Annotated in this window: 13 protein-coding genes; 7 read left to right on the top strand and 6 right to left on the bottom strand. The window is 62.9% G+C overall.

Features of this window, described 5'->3' with window-relative positions; translation table 11 throughout:
• Positions 1–59 precede the first annotated feature (59 nt).
• Both G341_RS0113835 and G341_RS0113830 read left to right on the top strand, forming a co-directional pair.
• A complete protein-coding gene (locus G341_RS0113835) occupies positions 60–503 on the top strand; it encodes a Zn-ribbon domain-containing OB-fold protein (RefSeq protein ID WP_018179747.1) in 444 nt (147 codons plus the stop codon).
• Positions 500–1,702 (top strand): lipid-transfer protein, encoded by a 1,203-nt coding sequence (locus G341_RS0113830; protein ID WP_026303667.1) that lies wholly within the window; start codon positions 500–502, stop codon positions 1,700–1,702. Before G341_RS0113835 ends, G341_RS0113830 begins: the two co-directional genes overlap by 4 nt.
• Before the next feature lie 152 nt (positions 1,703–1,854).
• On the opposite strand, the gene G341_RS0113825 is transcribed toward G341_RS0113830, so the two are convergent.
• Both G341_RS0113825 and G341_RS0113820 read right to left on the bottom strand, forming a co-directional pair.
• Positions 1,855–3,711, bottom strand: a complete 1,857-nt coding sequence (locus G341_RS0113825; protein WP_026303666.1) for a DUF2075 domain-containing protein — start codon at positions 3,709–3,711, stop codon at positions 1,855–1,857.
• A 226-nt stretch (positions 3,712–3,937) separates the two neighbouring features.
• Positions 3,938–4,546 carry a histidine phosphatase family protein gene (locus tag G341_RS0113820; RefSeq protein ID WP_245556997.1) on the bottom strand — a complete coding sequence of 203 codons (609 nt, stop codon included), beginning with the start codon at positions 4,544–4,546 and terminating at the stop codon, positions 3,938–3,940.
• A 412-nt stretch (positions 4,547–4,958) separates the two neighbouring features.
• Here G341_RS0113820 and G341_RS0113815 point away from each other — a divergent pair, with 412 nt between their 5' ends.
• Positions 4,959–6,554, top strand: a complete 1,596-nt coding sequence (locus G341_RS0113815) for an HNH endonuclease signature motif containing protein (protein ID WP_081622540.1) — start codon at positions 4,959–4,961, stop codon at positions 6,552–6,554.
• A gap of 44 nt (positions 6,555–6,598) precedes the next feature.
• Here G341_RS0113815 and G341_RS0113810 read toward each other — a convergent pair whose 3' ends face one another.
• Positions 6,599–7,126: a hypothetical protein gene (locus tag G341_RS0113810; RefSeq protein WP_018179742.1), complete on the bottom strand. Its 528-nt coding sequence runs from the start codon at positions 7,124–7,126 to the stop codon at positions 6,599–6,601.
• A gap of 168 nt (positions 7,127–7,294) precedes the next feature.
• Between G341_RS0113810 and G341_RS0113805 the strand changes: the two genes are divergently transcribed.
• Both G341_RS0113805 and G341_RS0113800 read left to right on the top strand, forming a co-directional pair.
• On the top strand, positions 7,295–8,095 hold the full coding sequence (locus tag G341_RS0113805; RefSeq protein WP_018179741.1) for a tyrosine-protein phosphatase: 801 nt from the start codon (positions 7,295–7,297) through the stop codon (positions 8,093–8,095).
• Positions 8,096–8,228: 133 nt separating this feature from the next.
• Positions 8,229–8,729 (top strand): hypothetical protein, encoded by a 501-nt coding sequence (locus G341_RS0113800; protein ID WP_018179740.1) that lies wholly within the window; start codon positions 8,229–8,231, stop codon positions 8,727–8,729.
• A gap of 10 nt (positions 8,730–8,739) precedes the next feature.
• On the opposite strand, the gene G341_RS22080 is transcribed toward G341_RS0113800, so the two are convergent.
• From G341_RS22080 to G341_RS0113785, 3 genes are all read right to left on the bottom strand, one after another.
• Positions 8,740–9,441: a hypothetical protein gene (locus G341_RS22080; protein WP_018179739.1), complete on the bottom strand. Its 702-nt coding sequence runs from the start codon at positions 9,439–9,441 to the stop codon at positions 8,740–8,742.
• A gap of 20 nt (positions 9,442–9,461) precedes the next feature.
• On the bottom strand, positions 9,462–10,937 hold the full coding sequence (locus G341_RS0113790; protein WP_051092825.1) for a glycoside hydrolase family 5 protein: 1,476 nt from the start codon (positions 10,935–10,937) through the stop codon (positions 9,462–9,464).
• Positions 10,938–11,126: 189 nt separating this feature from the next.
• Positions 11,127–11,909, bottom strand: a complete 783-nt coding sequence (locus G341_RS0113785; protein ID WP_018179737.1) for a nuclear transport factor 2 family protein — start codon at positions 11,907–11,909, stop codon at positions 11,127–11,129.
• A gap of 76 nt (positions 11,910–11,985) precedes the next feature.
• On the opposite strand from G341_RS0113785, the gene G341_RS0113780 reads away from it, so the two are divergent.
• On the top strand, positions 11,986–12,966 hold the full coding sequence (locus G341_RS0113780; RefSeq protein ID WP_018179736.1) for an NAD-dependent epimerase/dehydratase family protein: 981 nt from the start codon (positions 11,986–11,988) through the stop codon (positions 12,964–12,966).
• 487 nt (positions 12,967–13,453) lie between these two features.
• Positions 13,454–14,035 (top strand): DUF3558 family protein, encoded by a 582-nt coding sequence (locus G341_RS23540; protein ID WP_081622538.1) that lies wholly within the window; start codon positions 13,454–13,456, stop codon positions 14,033–14,035.
• The last annotated feature ends 2 nt before the right edge of the window (positions 14,036–14,037 follow it).

Raw genomic sequence — 14,037 nt, 5'->3', positions numbered from 1 at the left:
GGTCCCGAAGACTGGAACACGTTCTAGATCGGCCAACCCCGTCGGGTTAATGTGAGCGGGTGTCAGCCACAACCAATACCCAGCCTGCTGTCGACGGCTGGTGGGAAACCGACGATGCCGGTAACCCCCACCTGATCGGCGCGAAATGCCCGGCCTGCGGGACGTACGTCTTCCCGCCGCGAGCCAACAACTGCCCGAACCCCGCCTGCACCAGCGATGTGCTGGAGCCGGTCGCGCTGTCGCGTCGCGGCAAGGTGTGGAGCTACACCGAGAACCGTTATCCGCCACCCCCGCCCTACCCCGCGCAGGACCCGTTCGAGCCGTTTGCACTCGCGGCCGTCGAGCTCGCCGACGAGGGTCTGATCGTGCTGGCCAAGGTCGTCGAGGGCACGCTGGCCGCCGATCTGAAGGTCGGCATGGAGATGGAACTGACCACGATGCCGCTCTACACCGACGATGACGGTGTGGTGCGCGAGGTATACGCCTGGAGGATCGCGAAGTGAGCGCACCAGAACCCCTGTACATCCTTGGCGCGGGTATGCACCCGTGGGGCAAATGGGGCAAGGACTTCACCGAGTATGGCGTGATCGCCGCTCGTGCCGCACTGGCCGAGGCCGGCCTCGACTGGCAGCAGATTCAGCTGGTCGCCGGCGCCGACACCATCCGCAACGGCTACCCCGGCTTCATCGCCGGCTCGACGTTCGCCCAGAAGCTGGGCTGGAACGGCGTGCCCGTGTCGTCGAGCTACGCCGCGTGCGCGAGTGGGTCGCAGGCGCTGCAGAGCGCCCGCGCCCAGATCCTCGCCGGATTCTGCGACGTCGCACTGGTCATCGGCGCCGACACCACCCCGAAGGGCGCCTTCGCTCCCGTCGGCGGTGAGCGCAAGAACGATCCCGACTGGCAGCGCTTCCACCTGATCGGTGCGATGAACCCGGTGTACTTCGCACTGCTGGCGCGTCGTCGCATGGATCTGTACGGCGCCACGTCCGAGGATTTCGCCCAGGTGAAGGTGAAGAACTCGCGGCACGGTCTGAACAACCCGTACGCGCGCTACCACAAGGAGGCCACGCCGGAAGACGTGTTCGCCAGCCCGGTGGTCGCAGATCCGTTGCGGCAGTTGGATATCTGCGCGACCTCGGACGGTGCCGCGGCACTGATCGTGGCGTCGAAGTCGTTCGCCGAGAAGCATCTCGGATCGCTCGAGGGTGTGCCGTCGGTGCGTGCGATCAGCACGGTCACGCCGCAGTACCCGCAGCATCTTCCGGAATTGCCGGACATCGCAACGGATTCCACCGCTGCGGTCGCCGCGCCGGAACGCGTCTTCAAGGACCAGATCCTCGACGCCGCGTACGCCGAGGCCGGCATCGGGCCGGAAGATGTCAGCCTCGCAGAGGTTTACGACCTCTCGACCGCGCTAGAGCTCGACTGGTACGAGCACCTCGGCCTGTGCGCCAAGGGCGAGGGCGAGCAGCTGCTGCGTTCGGGCGCCACCACCATCGGCGGCAAGGTGCCCGTCAACGCATCCGGCGGCCTGGCGTGCTTCGGTGAGGCCATCCCGGCCCAGGCCATCGCCCAGGTCTGCGAGCTGAACTGGCAGCTCAAGGGTCAGGCGACCGGCCGGCAGGTCGAGGGCGCCAAAGTCGGCGTCACCGCGAACCAGGGCCTCTTCGGTCACGGATCATCGGTGGTTGTCGCGCGCTAGACGGTGCCACACAGGTACGTCCGCGGATCTATGTGATACGCGGGCGTACCTGTACCCGTGCAAGCTGCCGGGACCGGCTACGCAAACCTCGTTCCGGCACGATTGCGACATCGACCACATCCAAGATGCCAAATTGCAAACAGCTACAGGCCTCAGCTGATCAGACTATGCAGCAGCCGCTGGGTCTCCGAATCAGTTGAGTACAAAGCCATTCCGCGCATTGCTCGCGTCAACAGAACCTTGTACGTGTTGCGGACAGCGCGGTCGAACGATTGCAGGTCGGCCTTCTTCACCTGAGAGTCTTGGCTGAACTCTGGGCGAGCCTCCCAGTGATCGGTGCGCCAAACGAGGTCTGGTCCCATGATCACACCGCCATAGTCGTACTCGAAACCCTGTGCCGTATAGACACATCCAACCTGACCAAACCCGGCCGGATCGGTGGCCCAGAACGACCGCGCCGGCGCGCCTGCAGCTGAGCTGTCCTTAGGGTTATTCCAGGGACGCTGCCAATCACCGACAACAACATCGCCACGGAGAGTGCCATCCGGCGCAGGTTCCTTGCTCCACTTCCAGCAGTAGCCCGCTGCGATGCGTGCCGAATAGCCCTCGTTGAGCCTGATGCGCAGCGTCTCCTCCATCGGCGACGGCCCATCGGCAACGTCTAGTACGAAGTTTTCATCCCCCTCCCAGGGCACCGGACCACCTACGCTCAACCCTAGTAACCGCAAGACCCAGTCCTCGAATACCCGGCTGCCGCCACACCGAAACTGATCGTTCAGGTTGACAGGTACGACCTCGCAATCGAGTCGAGCGGCCGCCGACTCGATCTCACTCACCGTCCCGACCTCGTTGGGGCGAACGACTTGGTGCTCGTCGAGCAAGAACACCGGTACACGAGCAGCCTCAATGAGTTCCTCAACCTGAGGACGGCCAGTGCGCAACGACGCCTTTGTATACCGATTGTTGGACGTTTCGCGGATTCGATGGGCCTCATCAACGATTAGGGTATCGATCGCGTTGGGCTCTGCGTCTATGAACGAATTGCAGAACACGAACATCTTCCTGACGCGCGGCGATCGCCAGGCGGCAATCTTCCGAAGGGAATTCGTGAATGCCGATGATCCGGTGGCATGCAACGCCGTTCGCCCCTGCCTGGCAAGCTCGCCCAGCAGGCTCAGCGCAATCACCGACTTGCCGGAACCTGGCCCTCCAGAGATGACGATGACTTGCTTGCGGGATCCGCGCATGGACTTCTCCACGGCCCGCATCACCATCTGATACGCGACTTGTTGCTCGTCCAGAAGAATAAACTGTTCGCGCCGCTGCACCTCCTCGGCAGCAAGCTCCATCAACTGCTTCGACGGCCGCACAGCTGAATTCAGAAGCTCATCCGCCGCGGCCACGCCCGCGCCGACTCGCAGTTTCGACTTCAAGAAGTCAACGAATTCACCGCGGCGCTGCCCGGTGAACAGACGCCCATGATCGGTCTCACCTCGGAGTCGCAATTCTTCGACATCCCGGTCTGTGGCGTTGTGAAGGTACGCGACACCGTGCAGCTGCTTGGCCGACCCCTGGAGCGATGCAAGAAAGTCTGCAAGGTACTCGCAGTATCGTTCCACCTGAGCAATCGGGTGAAGCCGATCTCCCCGAGCGTTGGCGACCCTGACCACATCGGGCGCCCCGTCGACCAGGGTCGCGTCAGTCCACTGCTTCAGCTCGACAACGACATAGGACGGGTCGCCGGTTCTCGGATGGAGCCCGCACACAATCGCGTCTACGCGCCTACTGCTAAGTGGAAGTTGATACTCGAGAAGAATCTCGGATTCCGAAAGCCCCGCCGACACAAGGTCATCCACCAGAACACGAATGCTTCGGTCCCACGATCGAACTTCGCTCGGTGACGGATTGGCAGCCACATGATAGCGATACTGCTCAATCAGCAGCTCCGTCAACTGATCGGCTTCGATCGCTGACTTCGCTGCAGCGACAGAGCTGCGGTACAACGGCAAGACTGCTCCAGGAAGGCATGACTGACTTCCCGCCTGGATTGGAGCCTTGTCGAATGACGCATGCTGTCGGGCCGAAGCGGATTACAGGTTCGATACTAGGCGGACGCATGGCGTCCCAATCACAGGATGATTGTCGTGTCGCAGCGCCACGACAGTCGAAACACAAACGCGCCCCGGCCACCGATTTCTCGATGACGCCGGGGCGCGCTTTCTTGAAGAGACCTGATCAGCTGAGGTCGGGGTGTCCAACCCACTCGACGATGGTCCAGCCCTTCTGCGGGCTGCCCTTCAGCGTGACGTGTCCACCGTTGCGCATCGGGTCAGTGCCCAGCTTGCTCGGATCGGCGTTGCTGGCGTTCATCATCGACCAGAACATGATGGTGCCGCCATGCGAGAAGATGACCGGGTTCCGGCTGCCCCGGCTCTGCGCGACGAGGAGCGCGTCGTCGAATCGCTTATCGAACTCGTTGCCGTCGATCGATCCGGGAATCCGCGCGTTGCGATCACCCTGGAGCCACTTGATCGGCGCCTGCAGGTAGCCGGTCATGGCCGCAGCCTCGGGAGTCCCCTCGTACTGGCCGGCCTCGATCTCGCGGAAGCCCGGCTGAATGTTCAGCTTCAGGTGCTGGTCGGCAACCGTCGGCGCCGCGGTCTGCTGGGTGCGCACCATGTTGGAGGCGTAGGCGCCGTCGAACTTGGTGGCGTGCAACAGCGTGGCGAGTTTGGTCGCCTGCGTCTGGCCGAGAGCGGAGAGGTTCGGTCCCGGCACCTTGGTGTCGATCAAACCGGAGACGTTGCCGAGCGACTCGGCGTGGCGGACCAGCGTGATGGTCATGTCGTTGGGGCCTGCGCTACTTCCGAAGCCACCCCCGGAGCTTCCGAAGTTGACGTCGGCAGATGCCACACCACCGGTGACGACCACGGCGGCCGCGGTTGCGGTCGACGCGAGTAGGGCAACGGATAATCGAAGGGATCGAATTCTCATGAGTGAACTGGCCTCTCTTTGGGTAGTGGACGGGCCACCCCGGTGCGTGTTGGAACCCCCGAACCCGGGTGGCGCACCTCACAAAATCAGTCGTCCGTCCAGATCCACTAGATAGCCTCCCATCCAATGGGACATACCCCTCGAAATGCCCAGACCGCGCTAGCCGGGCATCGGGGCGACCAGCTACGTCGGCCAACCAGAAGCGATCACTGAACCCTTTTGAAGGTTGCCGCATGTCCGATTAGAACATATAATCGAAAGTATGTTCGAAGGCATCAACTGGGTGGGGCGCGGCCTAGCGGCAATTGAGCTACCGGCCTCTGCCACCGTCAACGATGCCGAACTTCCAGCCAGACTGACCTGCCTATTACGTGCGGATGGTGCAGTGTTCGCCGAGTTGCTGACGACGGTCGCCGAAATGCATACGCGCCACGTGCAGCCATCCGAGGACACCGACACCCGTGTGATTGATGCCTGGGCCGAACTCGAGGCTCAGATCGGAGCCACGCTACAGATACCGGCCGGCGCCGCGCACAACACGATCACCGAGGCACTCGCCCTGCGTGACAGATTGCCCTGCCTCGATGGGCTGTTGCGCGATGGGTCGGTCACCAAACGGCATGCCCAGCAAGTGATCAAGCGGACGAGCCTCATCGAGGACCGGTCCGACGAGGCCCGACGGCTCGATCACGCGGTCGCCGAGATCTTCGCCCGTCGCGGCTCCTGGTCCGATCGCCGCGTCCGCGACTTGGTCGACAAGGCCGTGATGATCATCGACGCCTCCGCTGTCCGGCGGCGTCGGCAACACGCGAAAGATGATCGGCGAGTGGCGTTCTCGAACATCGAGGACGGGATGACCGAGATGTTCGCGATCATGTCCGCCGCCGATGCGGCCTCGATCCGGGCGCGAATCGAGCAGTTCGCCAAAGACGTCTGCGCAGACGACCCACGCACCGCCGCCCAGCGGAAGGCGGACGCGGTCGTCGCCGCCATGCTCGGGCATCCCGCACTGGCCTGCCGCTGTGAACGCGACGACTGCTTGGCCAAGTCACGGGAGATTCTCGCGGCCGCCGCGAAACTCCCTGGCGACCATATTGATTCATGCACCCGGCAGATCGTCGTGCACATGGTGGTCGACCAGCAGACCTTGCACGGCGAGAAGGACGACCCTGCCATCATCGAGGGTCACGGCGTGATCGATGCCGACCATGCCCGCGAGATCGCTGACGATCCGGACGCGATCATCCGACCGGTCACCGTTCCGGCCGCGACCGCAAACGACGTTCTGCCCGCATCCGCGTTCCGCTACTCGCCTACCCGCGCACTAGACGACTATGTGCGCATCCGTGACGGCTACTGCACCTGGCCCGGCTGCAATCGCGAGGCACGGTATACCGATCTCGACCACACCAATCCGTTCAATCGCAACGATCCGACTGCCGGCGGATTGACCGTGCACACCAATCTGAAAGCGCTATGCCGCTTTCACCACCTGGTGAAGACATTCACCCGATGGACCGACTGGCAGACAGGCAATACCGTTCTGCAATTCACTGCACCCGACGGCACCGTCTACCCCGGTCCGGCTACCAGCACCGTCGACCTGCTCCCCCGGCTGGCAACGCCCGACGACCTCGCCGGCCAGGCCGGGCAACCGCCGCCCGGTCCCGATCCGAGTGGCCGGTCCGATCAATCGCCACCGGAGCGCCGGCGACCACGAGTCGACGAACGTTCGTACCGGAAACGGTACGAACGCAGCAAGAACGCGCACGAGCGGACAATGGAAGAGTCCGCCACACGCCTCGCCGCGGAACAGCAATGGCGCGCCGCCGTTGGCGATTCGCCGCCATCTTTCTGAGGCCACGTGTGGCCGGGTCAGCGGTGTGCAGACATCGATCTAGGCTAACTAGCGCCTGCCCCAGTCGTGATCGCAATGGTGCCGTCGGAATTGCATTCGTGATTCTCGGAAGAACCGTCGACATCGAACAACATGACCAGGGTCCTGCCCGAGACCTGCTCCACCCGCGCCGTTGCTTCAGTGCCTTGAATCGACACCGTGATCCGCTCCGGCTTGGCGTCGTCGATCATCGGCACCACGCGGTTGATGAAGTCACGACGAAACACGGATCGCGTGATCTTCGTCTTGCACTCTGGGGTCATGGCGTCGTAGTACTGCCCGACGTCATAGACATCACCGTCCGGAGTGTTCTGCCATCCCTGCTCTCTGGCGTTGTTTACGGTCGTCACTACGTTGCCGGCGACGATCGGCAAATTTTCGGTCAGATACTGGGTGTCGACGGACACTGTCTCCTGCTGACTCTGCGGCGCGAACGACGAATTGCGATCGTCGCTGTCCGAGCAGCCTGCCGTCAAAGCCACCGCGGCAACTGCACCGAGTGCGAGTAGTCCGCGGCTCATGCCGATAGCCATCACAAAACCTCCGTATTCGCCGAACTGCCAGATTCGGATCGTAGAAGGTGAAATCCGACGAAACGCCGATTTCCCCATTCCGCGCAGCGGACTCCCTGCTGTTCGCCACGAACCCAGGCGGCGTAAGGTCCGATTCGGACTACTGATAGCGACCGAACGGCAGGCATTTTGACCAGCACCACAGACGAGCACACCGTCATTCCAGCGACCCCGAAGCTGGATTCGGTCAATAACTTCCGCGACATCGCCGGACCAGGCCTGCCCGGGTACATGACGACCGGCGGCGGCCCGCTGGCCCGCGGCGTCTTCTACCGTGCCAATCGGATCACGCCGGAACCGGCCGACGCCGAGATCCTCGCGGGCCTGAACATCGCCAAGGTCTTCGATCTCCGCACCACCTCCGAGATCACCGACCGCCCAGACCAGGTTCCGCCCGGCGCGGACTATGTCCACATCAATATCCATGGCGACGAGCACGGCACCATCGCCGACCTCGACTTCTCCGCTCTGACAGGCGTATTGGGCAAGGAGTACCTGGTCGGCGTCTACCGCGCTTTCGTGACGGACGAGGGTCAGCGACGAGAGTTCGCAAACCTGTTGCAGCAGTTGGCCGACGCCGACGGGCCGGCAATCTTCCACTGCGCGTCCGGCAAAGACCGCACGGGCTGGACCGCGGCACTGCTGCAGTCGATCGCGGGTGTCTCGGAAGACGACATCATGGCCGACTACCTGCTCAGCAACGAGTACCACCAGCCGACGATCATCGAGTACACCGAGAACATCTCCGCCGCACACGGATCCGCCGCCGGCGACGGCATCAACGCGCTGATGAGCGTCTTCCCCGACACCCTGCAGGCATCATTCGACGAGGTGGCCACGAATTTCGGCAGCATCGACGGCTACCTCCGGAACGGCCTCCAGCTCCCGGCATCGACGATCGACGCGCTGCTTCGCAAACTCGTGGCTTGAAATCCATTGCTTCCCAGCAAACCTAATGCTGGGTCGACGGTTGTTCTAAAATCATGGAGCACGGCTAACAGGAACGGATCGCATCCGACCGGCCGGCTTCGGACAAGATCCGCGCCACACTCGAAAGGCGCTCATGTCCAAGATCAAGAACAGCCTCGCGGAATCCGAATATCGCCTCATTCTGGAGACCGAGGAAGACCGCATCGCCGACCTTTCCGAAGGCAAACTCCTCAAGCTGCACAAGCGCACTCGACGCGCGCGCAACAAGTACGTCAAGGACTATCGACGCCAGGGCGCGCAGAAGGTCGGCAAGAAGGGCGGCCGCGGACTCGCGAAGAAGGTCAACGTCCGACGGGCCGAACGCGCGGAACTCTTCGAGGAGGCACTGAGCCGCGTCAGTCGCCGGCTCGCGGTCGCCGCCCACGAATCAGCCGAACGCATCAAGGCAGAACGTCTTGCCGCCGCCCAAACGAACGGCTCCGGACCGGCGACGTCCACGGCGGCCGGCGGCAAGGTGAAGTCCAAAGGCAAAGCGCGGGTGGATCAAACCCGCGAATCGTCCGGTCGCATCAAGTACGAGGCATCGTCGCAGGCTCAAGGCGCACGCCGACAGGCCAAGCGCGACAACCGATAACGGCGGTCAGTTAGTCGTCGTCCCGGTCGACGTCAATGTCCCGGTTCGCGCCGTAGAGGCGACGCTTCGCCGCCAGCGTCCGCGTGAGCTCGAGTTCGTACAGGTCGTAGAGCGGAGTGTCGCGGTGCACCCACGCGGCGAGATATGCGTCGGACATGGCGCGCTCAGCCTCGATGACATCGCCCCATTCGCGGAATGCGCAGGCGCGCACCACCATCGCCAGTCCGTCCAGCGCGACGCAGGATTTCCCCGACAACCCGCGCGTCCGGTAGACGACATCGTGGTAGAGCCCCTGCTCGAAGGCGCTCACGGCAGCCATCGCGGTCTTCGCCCGCTCATCGTCGATCGACGGCAGGACCATGTCGAACCGGAACCAATCCCGTTGGTCCAGATAGATTCCGGCGAGCAGCAACGCGCCGCCCTCCCGGTCGACGTCCACCTGGACCGGCAGGCCCATGACGTCGATCTCGACGGATAGCGGATGGTCACGACAGAACGTCGCCGCCGCGCTCGACGCCTTCATCCCGAGCACGATCTCGAGCTGCCGCTGCGCAAGCGCGGTCAGGCCGCGCTCCAGCCAGCGCGCGGCGTAGTAGAGGCGCGCGGCCTCCGCCAACTCGGGGTGGTCGATCCACTCCAGCAGAGCATCGGGGTTGCATTCCGAGACGGCGACCGCCTGCTCGAACTTGGTTTCGTTTCGTGTCAACAGCATTCGAATCCTTTCCGAACTGTCTAGGACGATGTCACCGCGTAGGCCCCCGAAGCCCGCGCGATCAGTCGCCATCCACCGCTCACTCGGGTGAGCTGAAGGTCTTGCACGTTGGTCGTGCCCAATTGCGGTCGCGTCGAGCCGGGGTACCAGGCCTCGGCACGGCCGCTGCCGACACCGCTGAATCCGTGTGCGTCCACCTTCGTCACCCGACCCGGTATCGCTCGCGGATAGGCGCGGGACAGCGGACCAGCGAAGCCCGCCTGCAGCCCGATCGGAGTTCCCGCCGGGCAGGCGATCAGATTCAGGTTGCCGTCGATCTTGTTGGTCAATCCGTCGCGGACGGAATGCGGATCACCGCAGGCCTGCGTCCACGACCACCAGGCGCCACCCGTCTGATAGTGATCGAGTTGATCGATGAACCTATTCACCAGGGCCGCATCGGAACTCGGGTTGCCGAACCAACCCCACTCACCGGTCCACATCGGCACTCCATAACGATCTGCAGCGTTGCGGGCGATCTGAAAGCCTTGCTCGATCGACGGGAGCGCCTTGATGACATTGATCGATTCGTTGTACAGGCGCGGCGAGAACACGGCGAGCGGATCTCCCACGTAGCGGGCGGGCGGCGTCGCATCGATGCCGAACGCCGACCAGAGCGCACCCGGCTCGAAGACCACCAGGTGTGGGAATCCGCCGCGTTCGGCCGCGCGAATCGAGGCGATCGCGCGTTGATAGAACCGGCCCAGTTGATCGGCCGCCGAAATCGGATCGCGCAGACCGGGATTCGGCTCGTTCAGAATGTCGTAACCCATCACGGCGGGCTCACTCTTGAATTCCGCCGCGAGTTTGCCCCATGTGGCGACCAGGTGGTCCTGAACACCTCGGGTGTTGTCATAGAAATTCTGGAACGCCCGTGCCACTGCTGGCGAGATCTCCCGGACGCCGCCGACGGCGCAGGTGCTCCAACCGTCGGTGATCGTGGCCCAGCCCGGGGCACCGTCCCAGCCGAGCCCAGGCTTGGTGAGGACCGGCGGGCAATGGTCGCCCTTCGGCGTACCGATTTCCGGGCCCCAGGCATCCTGATGCATGTCGAGCAGGGTGTAGATGCCGTTGCTCTTGGCGGCGTTGACCGCCTCATGGATCTTGGCGACGTAGCTGCGGTCAAACGCGCCGGGTGTCGGCTCCAGTCGCGACCAGGAGAGGTCGAGCCGCACGACGTTGAAACCGAGGGCAGCCATCTTCGGGAACTCGGCGACGTCGAACGGTGCCACGGTCGGCAGGGCCGGATTGTTCTGCTTGTACTCGGCCAGCTGGTTGAGATTCACACCGCGCAGCAGCACCGCTCGCCCAGTGACATCGGAGATCGTCCGGTTGACGACCGTCAATCGCGGTAGCGTCCAGCCACCGGCCGGATCGGCTTGCGCAGCGCTGCAATTGATCACGCCCGCGACGGCAAAGCCACATGACACGGCGATCGCAACAATTCGCGCACGGATCCTCGACACGCGGACAGGTTAGCGTTCGACTAGGTCAGTTGACCCAGTATTCGCCGGATTTGTTTAATATGACCGTCGTCGCAATATAGTTAACTCTGGATACTTTAATACTTAAGCTAACTTATTGTCTCGCTCGTCGGTGCGAATTGCGCACATTCTCTGCGAGTTTCGGCGCCGGATCCGCGACGATCAATCCTCGATATACAGGCAGACGCCGACTATCTCATTCTTCTTGAACTGCAGGACGATGACCGCGTGATTCGTGCCGTTCGACAGGCTCGCGGTGACGAAATCGCCTGCGGCAAGGGTCTTTCCGACCCGGAATCCGGTCACTCGATTGCTGATCGCGGTCAGCGACGTCCCCTGATGCTGACCGATCTGCACGATCGGCCGATCACCCAGCATCGCCTCCGCCACACCGAGATTCGTTCCGGATGTGATCGTATCGAGGAAAACGGCGGCCAGCTCCTTGCCGGCGACGCCTACCCGGCTGAACCCCTTGGCGAATCCGATCGAGCCGTCCAGCCGCTGATTCTTCACCAGCTTCGCTGTCAGCTTCGCCGATACCGGCAGCGCCAGCGGACCGCGCTTGAGCAGCTGCCCGACCATTCCCGGCAGTTCCCAATATGCGTACAACCCGGTGATCTTGCGATTCTCGTCGAGGTCATACCGGAGATGCATGGGAACGTGCAGCGACACCTTGCCGCTCATTCGAGTCTCAAGACTCAGGTCACGCATCACTGAATCGCCGCAGACAATGTCGTGTTCGACATGAAAGACAATCGTGTTCGGCGCGATGAACGTGTCGTAGAAACGTCCGATTACCTCGCACCCGACATTCGGTTTCGATCCGACCGGGTCGTTGACCTGCGCGTTGTCGGCGAATAGCGCCAGCCACGCCGCCTTGTCATGTCGCCCCACCGCAGCCGGAGACTGCTCCACCACCGCAATCAACTCATCGCGACGAGCCATGACCCCTCCGATCTGGACGATCCCCCTGGAACTAGAACGTGTTCTACATTACCCATAGATTCATTGAGGAGGCTTCATGAAGGTCGCAGTTACCGGCGCCGCCGGATTCGTCGGGACCAACCTGGTCAATCTGCTCGTCGAGCAGGGCAACGAGGTGGTCGCGATCGACCGTGCGCAACCGGAAAACGAGACCCGCCCGCAGGTTACCTGGCTCAACGCGAACATTCTCGAGGAACAGCAGCTCGAGGAGGCATTCCAGGGTGTCGAGGTCGTCTACCACCTGGTCGCGATGATCACCCTCGCCCACCACGATGAGCTGGCCTGGCGGATCAACACCGAGGGTGTGCGCAACGTCGCCGAGGCCGCACTAGCCGCCGGCGTCCGCCGGATGGTGCACTGCAGCTCGATTCACTCGTTTGACCAGTACGCCTGCGGCGGAAACATCAACGAGGAGTCCCCCCGTTCCACCGGCGACGACCTGCCCGTCTACGACCGATCGAAGTTCGCAGGCGAGCAGGAGCTGCGCGCGGTCATCGAGAAAGGTCTCGACGCCGTCGTCTGCAATCCGACCGCCGTCTACGGCCCGGTCGACAAGGCGCCACTGTCCCGCGTCAACGGCATCCTGCGCGACGCCGCCCGCGGCCGCGTCCCGGCATTCGTCGACGGCGGCTTCGACTTCGTCGACGTGCGCGATGTCGCCGCGGGGCTGGTGCTCGCCGGCGAGAAGGGCCGCACCGGCGAGAACTACCTGCTCACCGGACAGTTCCTGCCGATGGTGCAGATCTGCCGGATGGCTGCCCGACTCAACGGCCGTCGCGGCCCGCTGTTCGCCGTTCCGCTGAGCGTTCTGTCGGCGATCGTCCCGATCGCCGAACCGATCTGCAAAATCTTCAACTCCGACGTCATCACCAAGGCATCAGTCGGTGCTCTTGAATCGTCGCCGCACGTCGACGGCAACAAGGCGCAGTCGGAGCTGGGCTACACCCCGCGCGACACCGACACCACCGTGCGTGACCTCGTTTCGCACTTCGTCACCAGCGGCCAGCTGCAGCGCTGACAACCGGCGGAACCTGATACCGGACATATCCGTCATACTTGGACGGGTATGTCCGGCGGGCTGAGCGGTCTCCCGGCAAGTAGACGACAGGAGACGCGATGAGCTGGGGCCATGGCATCGACATCCCGATGCCATTCGAGACGCGACTGATAGCGCACGAATACGCACTCGGCGCCGCTATGCCCGTCGTCAGATCGTCCGACGAAGCTTGGGAAGCGTTCGCGCGGGCGGATGAAGAGTTTCGTACGGCTCTGAACCACGCGCGACAAGAGGTGTCCAGGGTACTAACCACAAACTGCTTCGGCGATTGCGTCGAGGGTAAGGCGATGTATAGCCGCGTGACGCAAGTACTCGGCAGCGGCAGCCAGTCCATTAGTAGTCGACTAACGAATCAAGCAGACTATCTTGAGGCGCATTCGGCTATGTGTCGTAGAAGCCACTCTCGGATCGATACGACCGATGAGCTCTCCTCGAGGTCCGGACATTAATGCGACACAGATCTGCACAAGCAATCGTCCTGTTGGCCTTGGTGATCGCCACGCCCGTCATATCCGCATGCAGCGGATCCGATAACGACAGATCCGAACTCATCCGGTTCTCCTCAACTGCCACGACAAAACCAACGATGGATAGAACGAACCGCCACAACGACGGGACTTCATACGAACCCTGCGACTCGCTCGCGCCGCACATCGCCGAAATCGGTCTAGATCCAGTGACCAAACGCGACGCTGCAACTACCCAAACCGACCCAGTCCGAGGATGCGGCTGGATGGACACCGCGCGCTCGGAGCATTGGGGTCTCAGCCAGACAGTGACCAATTGGGATTCGGTTGATACGTACAAAGACCGCCATCAATCGATCGCCAGTTGGCTTCCCGACCAAATCATCGCCAATCGAGTCGTAGCCATATTCCGCGAGCCGAACTCAACTTGCAGTACCTATGTGCAGTCCGGCAAGGCCGGCGTCATCACGACCGTCATCCGATTCAGCCAGTCGTCGCCAATCGACGAGTGCGCCAAGGCTGTTGAGGCGACTACTGCGGTGATCGATCAGATCCCGCGCTGAGT

This window comes from Jongsikchunia kroppenstedtii DSM 45133 (assembly GCF_000380485.1).
Classification (GTDB): Bacteria; Actinomycetota; Actinomycetes; order Mycobacteriales; family Mycobacteriaceae; genus Jongsikchunia; species Jongsikchunia kroppenstedtii.
This window is presented reverse-complemented; position numbering and strand designations above follow the sequence as displayed.